The 16,845-nt window shown below is 41.0% G+C and carries 14 protein-coding genes; 13 read left to right on the top strand and 1 reads right to left on the bottom strand.

Annotation, left to right across the window (positions count from 1 at the left end; genetic code table 11):
- The 12 genes from OSH00_RS10625 to OSH00_RS10570 all read left to right on the top strand — a co-directional run.
- Positions 1-937, top strand: a 937-nt coding sequence (locus OSH00_RS10625; protein WP_266130411.1) for a YDG domain-containing protein, incomplete at its 5' end; no start/stop codon positions are given.
- A 3-nt stretch (positions 938-940) separates the two neighbouring features.
- On the top strand, positions 941-2,626 hold the full coding sequence (locus tag OSH00_RS10620) for a ShlB/FhaC/HecB family hemolysin secretion/activation protein (RefSeq protein WP_266130410.1): 1,686 nt from the start codon (positions 941-943) through the stop codon (positions 2,624-2,626).
- Between the two features lie 386 nt (positions 2,627-3,012).
- Entirely contained in the window at positions 3,013-3,765 is a 753-nt protein-coding gene (gene hutC, locus OSH00_RS10615; protein WP_266130409.1) for a histidine utilization repressor, read from the top strand.
- A complete protein-coding gene (locus OSH00_RS10610) occupies positions 3,762-4,343 on the top strand; it encodes a HutD/Ves family protein (RefSeq protein ID WP_266130408.1) in 582 nt (193 codons plus the stop codon). Before hutC ends, OSH00_RS10610 begins: the two co-directional genes overlap by 4 nt.
- Before the next feature lie 237 nt (positions 4,344-4,580).
- Positions 4,581-6,257: a urocanate hydratase gene (gene hutU, locus OSH00_RS10605; RefSeq protein WP_266130407.1), complete on the top strand. Its 1,677-nt coding sequence runs from the start codon at positions 4,581-4,583 to the stop codon at positions 6,255-6,257.
- Between the two features lie 89 nt (positions 6,258-6,346).
- Positions 6,347-7,885, top strand: coding sequence for a histidine ammonia-lyase (hutH, locus tag OSH00_RS10600; protein ID WP_266130406.1), 1,539 nt, complete (start codon positions 6,347-6,349; stop codon positions 7,883-7,885).
- Positions 7,886-7,949: 64 nt separating this feature from the next.
- Positions 7,950-9,362: an amino acid permease gene (locus tag OSH00_RS10595; protein WP_266130405.1), complete on the top strand. Its 1,413-nt coding sequence runs from the start codon at positions 7,950-7,952 to the stop codon at positions 9,360-9,362.
- A 51-nt stretch (positions 9,363-9,413) separates the two neighbouring features.
- The gene (gene hutI, locus OSH00_RS10590) at positions 9,414-10,619 is read left to right on the top strand and encodes an imidazolonepropionase (protein WP_266130404.1); all 1,206 of its coding nucleotides are present in this window, start codon (positions 9,414-9,416) and stop codon (positions 10,617-10,619) included.
- Positions 10,620-10,652: 33 nt separating this feature from the next.
- Positions 10,653-11,576, top strand: coding sequence for a formimidoylglutamase (gene hutG / locus OSH00_RS10585; protein WP_196075260.1), 924 nt, complete (start codon positions 10,653-10,655; stop codon positions 11,574-11,576).
- A 34-nt stretch (positions 11,577-11,610) separates the two neighbouring features.
- On the top strand, positions 11,611-12,882 hold the full coding sequence (locus tag OSH00_RS10580) for a Glu/Leu/Phe/Val family dehydrogenase (RefSeq protein ID WP_266130403.1): 1,272 nt from the start codon (positions 11,611-11,613) through the stop codon (positions 12,880-12,882).
- Positions 12,883-13,370: 488 nt separating this feature from the next.
- Entirely contained in the window at positions 13,371-13,829 is a 459-nt protein-coding gene (locus OSH00_RS10575; protein WP_266130402.1) for a lysozyme inhibitor LprI family protein, read from the top strand.
- 122 nt (positions 13,830-13,951) lie between these two features.
- The gene (locus OSH00_RS10570; protein WP_266130401.1) at positions 13,952-14,467 is read left to right on the top strand and encodes a hypothetical protein; all 516 of its coding nucleotides are present in this window, start codon (positions 13,952-13,954) and stop codon (positions 14,465-14,467) included.
- 109 nt (positions 14,468-14,576) lie between these two features.
- Here OSH00_RS10570 and OSH00_RS10565 read toward each other — a convergent pair whose 3' ends face one another.
- A complete protein-coding gene (locus OSH00_RS10565; RefSeq protein ID WP_266130400.1) occupies positions 14,577-15,212 on the bottom strand; it encodes a TetR/AcrR family transcriptional regulator in 636 nt (211 codons plus the stop codon).
- Positions 15,213-15,321: 109 nt separating this feature from the next.
- On the opposite strand from OSH00_RS10565, the gene OSH00_RS10560 reads away from it, so the two are divergent.
- A complete protein-coding gene (locus OSH00_RS10560; RefSeq protein WP_266130399.1) occupies positions 15,322-16,824 on the top strand; it encodes a flavin-containing monooxygenase in 1,503 nt (500 codons plus the stop codon).
- Positions 16,825-16,845 lie beyond the last annotated feature (21 nt).

The following is a 16,845-nucleotide window of genomic DNA, read 5'->3' as shown; positions in this document are numbered from 1 at the left end:
ATTGGATATTGACAAAGCCAAAGCGACTGTAACGGCGAATAGCGTATCAACTGTTTATAATGGACAAAACCAGACTGCATCAGGCTTTACTGCAACAGGCTTAGTCAATGGTGAAACTGAATCTGTACTTTCAGGTGTTACAGCATCCGTAACGGCTAAAGATGCAAGCAGTTATGCGAACAAAGCCAATGGCGTTGATAAAAACTATGACCTGACCTTTGTCGACGGTGTATTGGATATTGCCAAAGCCAAAATTAACCAAGTTACAGGAATTACAGCAAATAATCGTGTTTATGATGCCAGTACACAAGTAACGTTGAATACAGCAGCAGCGCAATTTACAGGTCAAATCGCAGGTGATGAACTGAAAGTCGAATCAGCAAAAGGACAATTCAGTGATAAAAATGTGGGTAATGCCAAACAAGTAAACATTCAAGGAATTAGCCTAAGTGGTGCAGATGCACATAACTACGAGTTAGTGAATAACACTGCACAAACCACAGCTGATATTAGTCAAGCTACGATTCAATATATTACAGGTATTCGCGCAAATAACCGCACCTATAATGGATTAACAATTGCTGATTTAGATCTTAGTCATGCCGAATTCAATGGCATCTATGCAGGGGATAGTCTGAATGTAGCAACAGCAATAGGTCAATTTGACAATGCGGCCACAGGGCAAGGCAAAAATGTATTGATTACAGATTTAAGTCTTGGCGGTTCAGATGCCCAAAACTACACACTCGTGGATAGGACTGCGAAAACTACAGCAGATATTTATATGTTGACACCAGCGGCTTACTTACAGGCCATTCAATTCAAACGACCACATTATTTGCCTGAAACACAAAATGCATTAAATACCGTCAATCTTGACGTACGCCAAGGTGGTGTGAACACCACAGGCATTCAAATCTTGGCAGGGGAGCACTAAACAATGAAATCACAACAACATATATTGTCAGCATCTGTAAGTGCTTGTTTCATGCTATTCAGCAACACAAACCATGCAGCACCTGCCCCGAATGCTGGGCAGCTGTTGCAACAACAGCAACAAGGGCAGACGCTTGAACCACAGACTGCTGTACAGATTGAAAATACCGCAAACCCAATAGCTCCTACGGCCACAGATGTACAAATTCCTGTACGAAAAATTGAAATTATCGGGAATAGCCGTTTTAATACCCAACAACTCCATCAACTGGTTGCTGATGCCGAAGGCCAGCAACTGACATTGAATCAACTTTGGCAGGTTGCACAAAAGATTAGCACTTACTATCAACAACATGGTTATGGTTACAGTCGTGCTTATCTTCCACAACAAAACTTGAGTCAAGGTATCGTACGAATCAATGTTCTTGAAGCGTATTACGATAAAACTCAGATTGAGAATCAAAGCCGAACTCAGAATTGGCTTATTGAGCAAACAGTCGCACCCTTGAAACAAGGCGAGCGAATCAACAGCGATCAAATGCAACAGCAACTTAAATTGCTCAATCGATTAAAAGGGGTGAGCACCCGAAATGTACTAAGTCCAGGAACCACAGTGGGCAGTAGCCAACTCAATGTAGAAGTACAGAATGCATCCCTACTCAATGGTTATATCGGTGCAGATAACTTTGGGAATAAATACACCAGTCGAGTACGAGGTACCGCCGGTGTCTCCGTCAATAATTTAGCTGGTTTAGGGGATGAACTGAGCTTAGATCTGATGACTGCTGGAAAACGGATGAACTACGGACGTGTCGGATACGCCTTTACCTTTACAGGAATGGGGACACGTGCAGGTGCAAGCTATTCCTATCTGGATTACGAACTGGGTAAAGATCTAAAAAGTATTGGGGCAGAAGGAAGTGCAGCACAAAGCAGTGTATTCATCAGCCAGCCTGCATTACTGACCAATACAGCAGAAGTGTTGTTAAGCTTACAATATGACCATAAACAACTCAAAGATGATATTCAATTGAACCAATATTACAAGCATCGCAATATTGATGTGATGACTGCGCGGCTAGATGGTTCGCAATTTGACTCTTGGTTAGGTGGTGGATTAACACAATATGGTGCCTCGACCAGTTATGGACGTGTTAAATTTAAAAATGATGATGCCGCTGCCTTAGATGAACAAACAGCAAAAATAGCAGGAGATTACTACACTGCAACACTGAATCTTTCCCGTTTACAAAATCTGGGTGGTAAGGGTACACAAGGCTATTTGGGAATTTATGGCCAATACAGTCCTAATAATCTAGACAGCGCAGAACAATATTTAGGAGGCGGCCCATTTAATGTTCGCGGTTATGAATCCAGCCAATTCGCAGGTTCGACCGGATATTTAGCTACAGCAGAACTGCGACAAAGCTTATTTGCAAATGCCAAACATCAACTTACTGGTAAAGTTTTTGTGGATACAGCAGAAGTAACCTTAAATGCGCAACGTTGGGCAGGCGTCACAGGCGACAATCAAGTACAAATCAGCAGTGCTGGATTGGGCTTAAACTGGAGCAGTTTATGGAATATCCAAGCCAATGCCGAAGTTGCATTTCCAATAGGAAGCACACCAGAACAACTCCAGGAACGAGATCATCAACAGTATTGGTTGAGTATCAGAAAAACTTTTTAATGCGGTAGAGAAGGAGGCAAATGCCTCCTTTTTTGATCGATAGGGCTATAATACTCAAAATGATAAAAGTGTTAAAAAGGTTTGCAGTGGATCCATTGCTTTCTTTTTATCAATTCTATCTAAAGTTTTCATTTAAGATAAAATATTTTTTTCGCACAACATTTTTTAAAGTGAAGACGCATTTTAATATGCTCAAACGTTTATGTGCTTTTTTGACGGAGAAAAACTGACCTGCCCGATGGAATGATAAAAATGGGGCGTTGATATTGCAAAAAATGTAATAAGCATTTGATTTTTTTATTATGCATATTTGTATAGGCTTGTATATACAAACAAGGTTGAGACCATATACAATGATTTGATATATTTTGTATGAGTTTTAGTCAATGTCAAGAGAGTCAAAGCACAACGATTTAGACTTGTCACTAGAAGAAGATAGTCCTGTTCCATTGTATTTGCGCGTAAAGCAAATGATTTCACAAAAAATTTATGAAGGAACATGGACGGTGAATAAAAAAATTCCTTCTGAAAGTGAATTGGTCAATTTACTCGGTTGTAGCCGTATGACTGTGAACCGTGCCTTGCGTGAACTCACCAGTGAGGGGTTATTGGTACGTATACAAGGTGTTGGATCTTTTGTTGCTGAAGGTCAGGGACGTACTGCTTTATTTCACGTCAATAATATTGCCGAAGAAATTATTGCAAGAAATCATAAACACCATGCTGAAGTCTTGGTACTCGAACAGATCCAAGCCAATGCAGAGCAAAGTCGTCTCATGCACATTCGTGAAGGGCAAAAGTTATTCCACTCTATCATTGTGCACTATGAAAATGGCGTGCCTGTGCAAATTGAAGATCGTTTGGTGGATCCTATTTTGATTCCCGATTATCTTGCACAAGATTTCAAAAGCATTACCCCGAATGCGTATTTAATGTCAAAAGCACCTGTTACAGAAGGTGAGCATGTGGTTACGGCGATTTTGGCATCCGCACAAGAATGTAAGTGGTTGAAAATCAATAAAACAGAACCTTGTTTACTGATTCGTCGTAGAACGTGGTCGAATAAACAGTTGATTTCAAGTGCCCGCTTAATCTATCCAGGAAGTCGCTATTATCTTGAAGGTAAATTTACGCAATGATTGCGCTGTTAGACATATCACACTATAAAAAAATGCGATGGAAAAACGGTGAAGGCTATACGCTAGAAATTGCCCGAAGTGCAGGAGAAAGCCTGAACGATTTTGAGTGGCGTATTTCGATGGCTGATGTCAAAAGTGCTGGAGAATTTTCCAAATTCCACGGGATGCAGCGTTTTTTAACCGTATTGGAAGGTCAGGGAATTTCACTGCATATCGATGATGATTTCAAATATTTGCATACCCTGCAAACTGTTTCGTTCAATGGGGAAAGTGTGGTGTACTGTGAGTTATTGGCAGGTCAAATCCGAGATTTTAATCTGATTTATGATCCCAAAAAAATATCAGCACAATATCAATGGATCTTTACTCAAGACACATTCAAAATTCCTGTCTCTTCAGATTTTATTTTTGTTTTTAACCAGTCAGTAAAACCATTAGAAATCATGATTGACGAAAAGATTTTTTATTTGCAGCATCAGAACTGTCTCAAAATCGAACATGAAAATTTGGCAAAAATGATGATTTTGAATCCACAATTTTCTACACAAGCCTGTCTCATTCAACTCTCAAAAATTTAAATTTCATTGATGTTGTTTCGACGCATTCAACTTAAAGTTGCATGCGTTTTTCTTTTTAATTGAAAATAATTTCAAATTAATTCATGTGCTTAAATCTAATTTCGAAAAAAAATTAAAAATCATCTTTTCAAGTTTAGAGATTTGTGTAGTATATAGATGTATATACAAGTTAATACATTGCTAGACAGTGAAAGTGATTTCATTCACTGCTTTAAACTCAAAGGAAGGAGTCCTATTGTGACAACAACGACAACAAAATTTCGTGATGTAGAGATTCGCGCGCCACGTGGTACGACACTCAATACAAAAAGCTGGTTGACTGAAGCTCCACTTCGAATGCTGATGAATAATCTTGATCCGGATGTCGCAGAGAACCCAAAAGAATTGGTTGTTTATGGTGGTATTGGTCGTGCCGCGCGTAACTGGGAATGTTTTGACAAGATTGTTGAAACACTTAAAAATTTAGAAATTGATGAGACGCTATTGGTTCAGTCAGGTAAGCCAGTGGGTGTATTTAAAACCCATCAAGATGCACCTCGTGTACTGATTGCAAACTCAAACCTTGTTCCTCATTGGGCAAACTGGAAGCATTTCAATGAAATGGATGCCAAAGGTTTAGCGATGTATGGGCAAATGACGGCAGGTTCTTGGATCTATATTGGCAGTCAAGGCATTGTACAAGGCACATACGAGACTTTTGTTGAAGCTGGGCGTCAACATTATAACGGTGATTTGAAAGGGCGTTGGGTACTGACCGCAGGTTTAGGTGGTATGGGCGGAGCACAACCTTTGGCTGCAACATTGGCAGGCGCTTGTTCTCTCAATATCGAATGTCAACAAGCCAGCATCGATTTCCGTTTGCGTACACGTTATGTTGATGAGCAAGCAGCAGACTTGGACGATGCGTTAGCACGTATTGAAAAATACACGCAAGAAGGCAAGGCAATTTCGATTGCACTTCATGGTAATGCTGCTGAAATTTTACCTGAACTGGTGCGCCGTGGTGTGCATCCTGACATGGTCACAGATCAAACCAGTGCACATGATCCATTGAATGGTTATTTGCCAATTGGCTGGACGTGGGAAGAATATCGTCAGCGTGCCCAGACTGAACCAGAAGTTGTGGTTAAAGCAGCAAAACAATCGATGGCAAAGCATGTTCAAGCCATGTTGGATTTTCAGAAGATGGGGGTTCCAACTTTTGATTATGGCAATAACATTCGTCAAATGGCACAAGATGAAGGTGTGGAAAATGCCTTTGATTTCCCAGGTTTTGTTCCTGCATATATCCGTCCGCTGTTTTGTCGAGGTATAGGTCCTTTCCGCTGGGCGGCTCTTTCAGGTGATCCAGAAGATATCTATAAAACAGATGCCAAAGTCAAAGAATTGATTCCAGATGATGAGCATTTGCATCGTTGGTTGGATATGGCACGTGAACGTATCAGCTTTCAAGGCTTACCTGCACGTATTTGTTGGGTTGGTTTGGGCTTACGTGCAAAATTGGGTTTAGCATTTAACGAAATGGTACGGAGTGGCGAGCTTTCAGCACCAATTGTCATTGGTCGTGATCATTTAGACTCGGGTTCAGTGTCAAGCCCTAACCGAGAAACTGAAGCCATGAAAGATGGTTCAGATGCGGTGTCTGATTGGCCATTACTGAATGCACTGTTAAATACTGCAGGTGGGGCAACTTGGGTGTCATTGCATCATGGTGGGGGGGTTGGTATGGGGTTCTCTCAGCATTCAGGTGTGGTGATCGTCTGTGATGGTACGGATGAAGCAGCAGCACGTATTGCTCGTGTACTGACCAATGACCCCGCAACAGGTGTAATGCGTCATGCAGATGCAGGTTATGACATTGCGATTGATTGCGCGAAAGAGCAAGGTCTGAACTTGCCTATGATTACGCAATAAAAAATACAAGGATCGCGATTACGGTGTTTTTTGCAATTGAGCAGAAAGCACTGTAACAGAACAATATAGTGCAAAACAGGACGTCAATAATGGAACTTTTAATTCAACCGGGCAAACTCACCCTAGCAGATCTCCGTCAAGCTTATTTAAATCCAATCAAAGTTAAACTCGATGACAGTGCTTCTGAAGGCATCAATGCGAGCGTTGCTTGTGTGGAAAAAATTGTCAATGAAGGGCGTACAGCCTACGGTATCAATACAGGCTTTGGCTTACTTGCCTCAACAAAAATTGCACCTGAAGACTTAGAGCAATTACAGCGTTCTTTAGTGCTTTCTCATGCCGCAGGTGTGGGCGAAGCATTAGATGATGCAATGGTCCGTTTAATCATGTTATTAAAAGCCAATAGCTTGGCACGAGGCTTTTCAGGTATTCGCCGTAAGGTGATTGATGCAATTCTTGCTTTGGTCAATGCTGAAGTATATCCGCATATTCCTTTAAAAGGTTCAGTGGGTGCTTCAGGTGACTTGGCACCATTGGCACATATGTCACTGGTTTTACTGGGTGAAAGTAAAGCGCGTTATCAAGGGAAATGGTTGCCTGCGGTTGAGGCACTTAAAGTAGCCGGTTTAGAGCCGATTTCTCTAGCAGCCAAAGAAGGTTTGGCGTTGTTAAATGGTACACAAGTTTCCACAGCATATGCACTACGCGGATTATTTGAAGCCGAAGATTTATTTGCGGCAGCGACTGTGTGTGGTGGTTTGAGTGTTGAAGCAATGTTGGGTTCACGTGCGCCATTTGATGCACGTATTCATGAAGTCCGAGGTCAACGAGGTCAAATTGATGTTGCTGCAGCATATCGTGACTTATTGACCGATTCGAGTGAAATTGCTCATTCACATGAAGATTGCAGCAAGGTTCAAGACCCATACTCATTACGCTGCCAGCCACAGGTTATGGGTGCATGTTTAACGCAAATACGTCAAGCCGCGGAAGTACTCGAAATCGAAGCAAATGCAGTATCTGATAATCCTTTGGTATTCGCAGCGGAAGGTGATGTGATTTCAGGAGGCAATTTCCACGCTGAACCAGTCGCGATGGCAGCAGATAATCTAGCACTTGCAATTGCTGAAATCGGTTCATTGTCTGAACGTCGTATTTCAATGATGATGGATCGTCATATGTCCCAACTGCCACCATTTTTAGTTGCCAATGGTGGTGTCAACTCTGGTTTTATGATTGCGCAAGTAACTGCTGCGGCATTGGCGAGTGACAACAAAGCGCTTGCACATCCTGCAAGTGTGGATAGCTTACCAACATCAGCCAATCAGGAAGACCATGTATCTATGGCGCCAAATGCAGGGAAACGTTTGTGGTATATGGCAGACAATGTTCGCGGTATCTTGGCAGTTGAATGGTTGGGAGCATGTCAAGGACTTGATTTCCGTGAAGGATTAAAAAGTTCACCAAAACTGGAGCAAGCACGCAAAGTGCTACGTGATCAAGTGCCGTATTACAGCGAAGACCGTTTCTTCGCCCCAGATATTGAACAGGCAAGTGAATTACTTGCGAGTGGTTGCTTAAACGAATTACTCATTCCAAAGCTATTACCAAGTTTATCTAAAGTGTGATCAATAAAACGGCCACATGGAGTGGCCGAATCTATCTAAATTTCCTCAAGGATTGGAGATTATAATGTCACAGAACTCCACATTACAGCGGGGGTTAAATACCCGACATATCCGTTTTTTAGCCTTAGGTTCAGCCATCGGAACAGGATTGTTCTATGGATCTGCAACCGCCATTAAAATGGCAGGCCCATCCGTATTACTTGCATATATTGTTGCCGGGATTGCGATTTATATCGTAATGCGAGCATTGGGTGAGATGGCAGTACACAACCCAGTATCTGGCTCATTTAGCGAATATGCATCTAATTATATTGGTCCACTTGCAGGATTTACCACAGGTTGGACCTATGTTTTTGAAATGATCATTGTTGCTTTGGCTGATGTGACAGCTTTCGGTATATATATGGGATTTTGGTATCCTGATGTACCCCGCTGGATCTGGATTTTGTCACTGATTATGTTCTTAGGTGCAATTAATCTGATTCATGTCAAAGTTTTTGGTGAGCTTGAATTCTGGCTATCCATTGTCAAGGTTAGCGCAATTGTAGCGATGATACTTGGTGGTTTTGGTTTGATGTTCTATGGTTTTCATGCTGAACATAGTGGCTTCACCACAGGTATCCAAAATCTATGGATACATGAGGGTTTTATGCCCAACGGCATTGCAGGATTAGTGGCCTGTTTATCTGTTGTGGTGTTTGCATTTGGTGGTATTGAAATCATCGGAATTACTGCGGGTGAATCTGAAGATCCTAAAAAATCGATTCCACGTGCAATCAATGCTGTTCCATTACGTATTTTGCTATTTTATGTTTTAACTATTTTTGTATTGATGTCAATTTTCCCGTGGAATCAAATTGGGAGTAAAGGCAGTCCATTTGTCCAGATTTTTGAAAATCTTGGTATTCAATCAGCAGCAACGATTTTAAACATTGTGGTGATTACTGCTGCGATTTCTGCAATCAACAGTGATGTGTTTGGTGCAGGTCGTATGTTGTATGGTATGTCGAATCGTGGTCAAGCACCGAAGGTTTTCCAAAGAATTTCCAAAAGAGGTGTGCCTTGGATGACTGTTGTGGTCATGGCGGGTGTCTTGCTTGTTGGTGTGGTACTGAATTATCTCATTCCTGAAAATGTTTTCATTATCATTGCGTCAATAGCAACCTTTGCAACTGTGTGGGTCTGGTTGATGATCCTGCTTTCTCAAGTTGCAATGCGTCGAAAATTATCGAAGGCAGAAATCAAAGCCCTGGATTTTCCAGTGATCGGTTGGCCATATGCTCCTGCATTTGCGATTGTATTCATGGTTTTCATTTTACTGATGATGGGATATTTCCCGGATTCGAGACCCGCGATCTATGTCGGTGCAAGTTGGCTGTTGATTCTTTGGATTGCTTACACGATCTGGGTTAAGCCAAAACGAAATAATGCAAAAGAAAAATCAAACTTACAGCAAAATATCGAAATGGAAAGCTAATACTGAAACTGCCTATGTACTTGACTACATAGGTAGTATGAGGAAATGTGAATGAAAAAACTTTGGACAAACTGTCATATCGCGACCATGCAAAATGGGCATTATTCCATTATAGAAGATGCTGCAATCGTGACTTTCGGACCACATATTCACTGGATTGGCGTACGAAAGGATGTTCCTGAAGATGATTATGCAGAGACCATCAATCTCAATGCAGCATGGCTAACTCCAGGTCTGATTGATTGCCATACACACAGTGTATTTGGTGGTAATCGAAGTATTGAGTTTGAAAAACGTTTGCAAGGGTTAAGCTATGCAGAAATTGCAGCGAGTGGTGGCGGAATTGCCAGTACTGTTCGTGCCACGCGTGAAGCAAGTGAAGCGCAACTTTTAAGCACAGCCTTGAAACGAGTCCTATGTCTGCTCAAAGATGGTGTAACCACGATTGAAATCAAATCAGGTTATGGTCTGGACTATCAAAATGAACGAAAAATGCTTCGTGTCATCCGTCAGATCGCGGATGCATTGCCAATGACAGTACGTAGTACATGTTTGGCTGCGCATGCATTGGCTCCAGAGTATCAGGGGCAAAGCGATGCTTATATTGAATATATATGCAACGAAATGCTGCCAAAACTAGCGCAGGAAGACTTGATTGATGCGGTTGATGCCTTTTGTGAGCATTTGGCATTTTCACCCGCTCAGGTTGAACGTGTTTTTAAAGCTGCCCAAAGCTTAAAACTGCCAGTAAAGCTACATGCGGAGCAGCTTTCATCCTTAGGTGGTTCAAGTCTTGCGGCACGCTACCATGCACTTTCCGCAGATCATTTAGAATTTATGACTGATGATGATGCCAAAGCCATGGCAGCTTCGGGAACTGTTGCAGTGCTTTTACCTGGTGCATTTTATTTTCTGAGAGAAACCCAATATCCACCATTTGATAGCTTGCACAAACATGGTGTGCGAATTGCATTGTCGAGTGACTTAAATCCGGGAACCTCTCCAACCCTGTCATTGCGTTTAATGTTGAATATGGGCAGTACTTTATTTCGATTGACGCCTGAACAAGCATTGGCGGCTGTCACCATCAATGCTGCTTTTGCACTTGGCTTGCAAGATACACATGGCAGTTTGGAACAAGGTAAGTTCGCTGATTTTATCGCATGGGATATTGAGCATCCTTCCGAAATTGTTTACTGGTTAGGTGGCGATTTGTCCAAACGGATTATAAGACATGGCACAGAAGTTTTATTCTAGCTTTAAACTCAGTTTGACAGCGTTGTATTTATTATGAAGCATTCATTTATATGGCAAGGACGCAACGATGGTGAAGGTGCTGCGCACTTGCGTATCCATCAAGTGATCAACACCCAAGCTCACGCATCTTATGCATTGATTGGCTTTGGTTCAGATGAAGGTGTGAAGCGTAACAAAGGTCGCTTGGGTGCAGCAGATGCGCCTGATGCAATTCGTGCCCAATTGGCAAATTTACCCGTACATCAACCGCTTTCAATTGCGGATTTGGGTACAGTAATGTGTGTAGATGGTGATCTTGAAAAGGCACAGGCGGAATTGGCTGATCAGGTTGAAGATTGTCTTTGCTCTGGAAGCCAACCCATCATTTTAGGTGGTGGGCATGAAGTGGCGTTTGGAAGTTTTTCCGGGTTATTTCAATATATACAGAAACATCAACCCGATCAAAAAATTGGGATTATCAACTTTGATGCACATTTTGATTTGCGTGAAGCTGAACGTGTAAGCTCGGGAACACCTTTTTTAAATGCTGCTCATTTATCAGCACAATATCAACAAGAATTTCACTATCTATGTATTGGTGTTGCCAAACATGCAAATACTCAAGTGTTATTTGAAACAGCTGATCGTTTGAATTGTACCTATATTTATGATCAAGCATTAAGAGAAACTCATTTAGATGCAATCATGCTGAAAATGAATCAGTTCATTGAGAAAGTTGATGTGCTTTATGTGACGGTCGATTTAGATGTTTTTAGTGCCAGTATCGCACCAGGGGTGAGTGCTCCAGCCGTGAAAGGAATCGATTTATCAGTATTTGATCCTTTATTTCAAGCCATTAAAAATACTGGGAAAATTAAAGTTCTTGATGTCGCTGAATGCAACCCAAGATTTGATTTGGACAACCGAACCGCCAAATTGGCTGCTTATATTATTTTTAATTACCTTTTCGATCAATGATTGAATACAAGGCATTAAAAGGACAAAACAACACATGTCGAATTTATCTTATATCGCTCAAAATCATGGCCCGTGGTCGACTTATCTCGAACAAATCGAACGGGTGACGCCTTATTTGGAACATCTCAAGGGTTATATAGACACATTAAAACGTCCTAAACGTGCACTGATTGTGGATGTGCCAATCGTGATGGATGACGGAACGATTCAGCATTTTGAGGGATACCGTGTACAGCACAATTTGTCACGTGGACCGGGCAAAGGCGGGATTCGCTATCATCCAGATGTTGATTTAAATGAAGTTATGGCACTTTCAGCATGGATGACGATTAAAACTGCTGTGTTAAATTTACCTTTTGGTGGTGCAAAAGGCGGTGTTCGAGTTGATCCACGTAAACTTTCTCCGCGTGAGTTAGAACGTATAACTCGACGTTATACCAGTGAGATCAGTCATATTATTGGTCCACAAAAAGATATTCCAGCACCTGATGTGGGTACCAATCCCAATGTAATGGGATGGATTATGGATACCTATTCATCTGGACAGGGTCATACTGTTACTGGTGTTGTGACGGGCAAACCAATTCACTTGGGCGGATCTTTAGGTCGTATTAAAGCCACAGGCCGTGGTGTTTTTGTGACTGGTCGAGAAGTTGCCGAAAAAATTAAGCTTCCACTCAAAGGAGCAAAAATTGCGGTTCAAGGTTTTGGTAATGTGGGCAGTGAAGCAGCTTACTTATTTGCAGAATCGCAATCTCTTATCGTGGCGATACAAGATCATACGGGAACTATTTTTAATCCAGAAGGCATTGATTTAGCGGAATTAAAAATATATTTCGAGACTAATCAGGGCGTTGCAGGTTTCGAGGGTGCTGAAATGATCAGCGATGAAGATTTCTGGAATGTTGAAATCGATATTTTGATTCCTGCCGCGTTGGAAGGGCAAATCACAATTGAGCGAGCACAGAAATTAACCGCAAAATTAGTCTTGGAAGGTGCAAATGGTCCAACTTATCCAGAAGCCGATGATATTTTGATTCAGCGTGGTGTGACAGTTGTTCCTGATGTGATTTGTAATGCAGGTGGGGTTACCGTCAGTTATTTTGAATGGGTGCAAGACATGTCGAGCTACTTCTGGTCTGAAGAAGAAATCAACCAACGCTTGGACAAGTTAATGGTTCAGGCGATCAATGATGTCTGGCATACCTCAAACGAAAAGATATGCAGTTTAAGAACGGCAGCATTTATTTTGGGGTGTGAACGAATTTTAAAGGCACGTATGGAACGTGGTATTTTCCCAGGTTAATCAGCTGTGCTATCCAAAAGGACTTTTATGTATTTACATGAAAGTTCTTTTTTTTTAATCAAGATAAAAACACCAAGGATAGAAATAAAATTATGTCGATGTTAAGTCTGTTCAACTCAAACCTTAACCTGACACTAAAGACACCATGAGGGTGATCAAATTATCAATCATATTTTACGAAAGCTATTTTATACAGTGAAGGCTGAAATCTGCGTAGATTTTTTCTTTCAAAGACCAGACAAAACGAAATCTTTGCGAAAGTCATTGATATGATCTGTAAAAGGTATCGGGGCTTGTAGCTAATAGTTATGAAAATAGATTAAATAATAATTGCTTAATATTTACTTTTTAAAAGATTATAGGCTACTGATTTTCTCATTTATAGTTTCAATTTCACATGAATTGAAATTTAGCGTATAAATAAACCCAACGAACAACAATTCATATCAATGTCTTCAATAAAATGTTTGGATCAGTAGGTTAATTGTATGAACAATATATTTTCAAAATGGCTATATATCTGGGGATTTGTGAGTCTGTCTGGTGTTGCAACGGCACTATCGGCTGCACCGACATTGCAATACTCAAAAACATATGATAAATGTAATCATGCTGCCAAGTCATCAACGAACAAGCAGAAATGTATAAGTGCAGAGTATCAACGTCAGAATCAAAGGTTAAAAAATGCCGAACAAAAACTGTCGGCGACACTCTCAGCCACTGAACAAAAAAGATTGTTAGATGTGCAAAAAGAGTGGCGATCCCTTCATACCTTCTATGATGATCAGTGTAATCAGACAGCATTTGATGCTGAAAATGCGCCCGCAACATCAAGTAAAAAAGTTACTGAATTAGACTGTGATCAGCAATTTCTTGAACGAGTGACTGAACGTGCAAATGAGTTGGAGCAGGGTAAGGTGAGAGCTGAATATTACCTGGATCCATAAAATTTTAGTTTCTCAGATTATAATTTTCTCTAAAAAGTAAAAAATGTTTTATGAAAAGCCATTGGACTATATTGAATATAGGTCAATAAGGCAAAATCAAAAATTAATAAAAGGAAATTTTTATGTGGATGAAACAGCAAGCAATAAACCCTGTTTTTCAACAGTCATCAAGTACATTGAAACTCAATCTGATCGGTCTGTTAGCGACCTTGACATTGGGGCTTTCGCTTACCGGTTGTGTCACTACACCTAATCCAGTAAAACAAGCCGCCGATAAATTGGTGGGACAGCACGTAAATAAAGCCATTGATATTTTTGGTTCACCGACTTACCGTGTCCCTGCCAGTAAGTTAGGCGGTTCAGCAATGTGGGAAAATTCTATTGTTTCTCAACATGTGGTGCAGCAGTTTGTGCAAACTGGATCTGAATATGCAGGTCAGCGTGTTGTTGGACAGACCGGAGGACAAGGTGTGGTAGGCGCGATTTATGAAAATCAATATCGACCAACAGGCTATTATCAAAATGCAGTCCAAGAACGTGCTCAGTATCTATGCAATATCACTGCATTAACTGGTCCCGGTGACATCATTACCGATATTATGGTGATTGGCTGTAAACCCAGCAAAGATGGTTTGTAATCTTTAACTACAGACCCACAATTGAGAGCTGACAGAACTATTTGACCTTGTAGCTCTGTCAGGCCAGTCTCAAGCAATGTGTATTTAAGCCATATTATTATGTTATTGTTTAACAAGCCTTTGCAACACCTCCGATAATTAAATCAATAATTGAATTTCCATAATTTTCTAAACCAATCAAGTCATCAGGATGGGCTAAAAAGCGTAAGGCGCCATTCATGATCATACCGATGATGTTGTGTCCTGTATTTTCACAGTCCAGATTTTCCCTAAAAAAGCCTAGTTCCACGCCATGTTCCAGATAGTCAGCCGTAAGCATGCCAGCCATCTGCATTAAATTTTGAATAAACTGGGTCATTTCAGCATCAATCGATGTTGCTTCGAGCAATACCAATTTTAAAGTGCGTGGATTTTCGTGAGCAAAAGCCCTTAAACGTTCTGAAATACGCTGACACTGCTCCCGATATTGTTCAATATTTTTTACAGCTTGAGGCGCATTTTCACCGGTCAGCAACGCCATGATTTTCTGCATCGTGTCTGAAATAACATGTTGGAGAATATCGCGTTTATTTTCAAAATGTCGATAAAAGGTACCGTGTCCAATACCCAGACGTTTAGCGATGTCTGAAATGGCTGTTTGGTGATAGCCGCGTTCAGAAAACTCTAAAAAAGCGGCTTCTAAAATTTCTGCTTGCAACTGTCGTCGTTGCCGTTCTGCACGACTTAAACCGATTTTTTCACTCATAGGCAAAAACTACCAAATAATCTTTTAAATTGTTAAACAATAGAAATTGACAAGTCATTCCGTTTTTGACATTTTATTCCAGTCGATCATATTCTAAGCGATTATTAACATGGAACCAAAGAAAAATAATGCAAAGGATCAAAACTTTTATCGCGTCATTATCGTCGGTGGTGGTTTCGCAGGTCTGGGCGCGGCGATCAAACTGAAACAAGCTGGCATCGAAGATTTTATTCTATTGGAAAAAGCCGCTGAAATGGGTGGAGTATGGCGGGAAAATACCTATCCAGGCTGTGCTTGTGATGTTCCATCTGCTTTGTATTCTTATTCTTTTGAACAAAATCCAGCTTGGTCTCGAGTTTTTGCTCAACAGAAGGAAATCAAACAGTATTTGTTTGATGTTGTTGATAAATACATGGTTATGCCACATGTACACTTAAATTGTGAGGCACTTGAAGCACAATGGTCGGATACAGAAAGCTGTTGGATCATCAAGACCAATCAAGGTGAATTGAGATCGCAATTTGCTATTCTTGCCTGTGGTCCTATGCATGAACCAGTATTACCGGATATTAAAGGAATTGAACATTTTAAAGGCGAGATTTTCCATTCTTCACAATGGCGTCATGATATCGATTTAACCGGAAAACGTGTTGCAGTGATCGGAACAGGGGCATCTGCATTACAGTTTGTGCCACAAATACAGCCTGTTGTAAAAAAATTGACAGTGTTTCAACGAACTGCACAATGGGTATTGCCCAAATCCGATATGCCTTTATTCGCACCTGTACGTGCCATGTTTAAGCTATTGCCGATGACGCAACAGCTTATGCGTGGATCTGTGTATGGGATTTTCGAAACCATCAATGGTGGAATCCAAAGTCCAGCAGCCATGAAGCAATTTCAAAAATTAGCACGATGGCATTTAAATTATCATATTAAAAATCCACAATTACGCCAAAAGCTCACCCCTGATTTTATCATTGGTTGTAAGCGTATTTTACAATCCAACAATTGGTATCCTGCATTAGCACAAGACAATGTCGCGGTCATTGCCAGTGGTTTAAATGAAATTAGCGGCAATACTTTAATTGCTTCAAATGGCGAAAGCTGCGAAGCAGATGTCATTATTCTTGGAACTGGCTTTGAAATCGCTGAGCCACCGATTGCCAAACGGGTCTATAACCGTTTTGGAGAAAGGATGTCAGATGTCTGGCAAGGTAGCCCAGAGGGCTATATGGGCACAATGGTAGAAAACTGTCCGAATGGTTTTTTAATGTTTGGACCGAATATAGCAGTGAGTTCTTCTGCTTTTATCATTATTGAAGCGCAGTTGGGCTATATCATGGATGCTTTAAAGCAGGCGATGCGATTGGGAATTCAAACCATCGAGCCCCATCCAAAACTGACCAGAATCTTTAATGAAGAAGTTCAAGCTGCTTTGCAGACCACAGTGTGGAATAAAGGGGGCTGCCAAAGTTATTTTATTGATCGGAATGGTCGTAACAGTACAGTCTGGCCGTGGACCACATTTAAACTGCGTGAAAAAATGAAACGTTTTAATCTTCGAGAGTATCGTGTCGATTATAAACCCGGGACAAAATCGGCATCATGATTATTGCTAAATACAAAATGA

The sequence above is a fragment of the Acinetobacter nematophilus genome, assembly GCF_026344175.1.
Taxonomy (GTDB): Bacteria; Pseudomonadota; Gammaproteobacteria; order Pseudomonadales; family Moraxellaceae; genus Acinetobacter; species Acinetobacter nematophilus.
Note: the sequence above shows the minus strand (reverse complement) of the source record. Positions and strands in the feature narration are given on the sequence as shown.

What these genes read in the sequence shown, in the direction of transcription:
- OSH00_RS10565 (WP_266130400.1), bottom strand. Translation starts at nt 15,212, where the DNA reads ATGAGTGAAAAAATCGGTTTAAGTCGTGCAGAACGGCAACGACGACAG.
- OSH00_RS10570 (WP_266130401.1), top strand. Translation starts at nt 13,952, where the DNA reads ATGTGGATGAAACAGCAAGCAATAAACCCTGTTTTTCAACAGTCATCA.
- OSH00_RS10610 (WP_266130408.1), top strand. Translation starts at nt 3,762, where the DNA reads ATGATTGCGCTGTTAGACATATCACACTATAAAAAAATGCGATGGAAA.
- OSH00_RS10580 (WP_266130403.1), top strand. Translation starts at nt 11,611, where the DNA reads ATGTCGAATTTATCTTATATCGCTCAAAATCATGGCCCGTGGTCGACT.
- OSH00_RS10560 (WP_266130399.1), top strand. Translation starts at nt 15,322, where the DNA reads ATGGAACCAAAGAAAAATAATGCAAAGGATCAAAACTTTTATCGCGTC.
- hutC (WP_266130409.1), top strand. Translation starts at nt 3,013, where the DNA reads ATGTCAAGAGAGTCAAAGCACAACGATTTAGACTTGTCACTAGAAGAA.
- OSH00_RS10575 (WP_266130402.1), top strand. Translation starts at nt 13,371, where the DNA reads ATGAACAATATATTTTCAAAATGGCTATATATCTGGGGATTTGTGAGT.
- OSH00_RS10595 (WP_266130405.1), top strand. Translation starts at nt 7,950, where the DNA reads ATGTCACAGAACTCCACATTACAGCGGGGGTTAAATACCCGACATATC.
- hutI (WP_266130404.1), top strand. Translation starts at nt 9,414, where the DNA reads ATGAAAAAACTTTGGACAAACTGTCATATCGCGACCATGCAAAATGGG.
- hutG (WP_196075260.1), top strand. Translation starts at nt 10,653, where the DNA reads ATGAAGCATTCATTTATATGGCAAGGACGCAACGATGGTGAAGGTGCT.
- OSH00_RS10620 (WP_266130410.1), top strand. Translation starts at nt 941, where the DNA reads ATGAAATCACAACAACATATATTGTCAGCATCTGTAAGTGCTTGTTTC.
- hutH (WP_266130406.1), top strand. Translation starts at nt 6,347, where the DNA reads ATGGAACTTTTAATTCAACCGGGCAAACTCACCCTAGCAGATCTCCGT.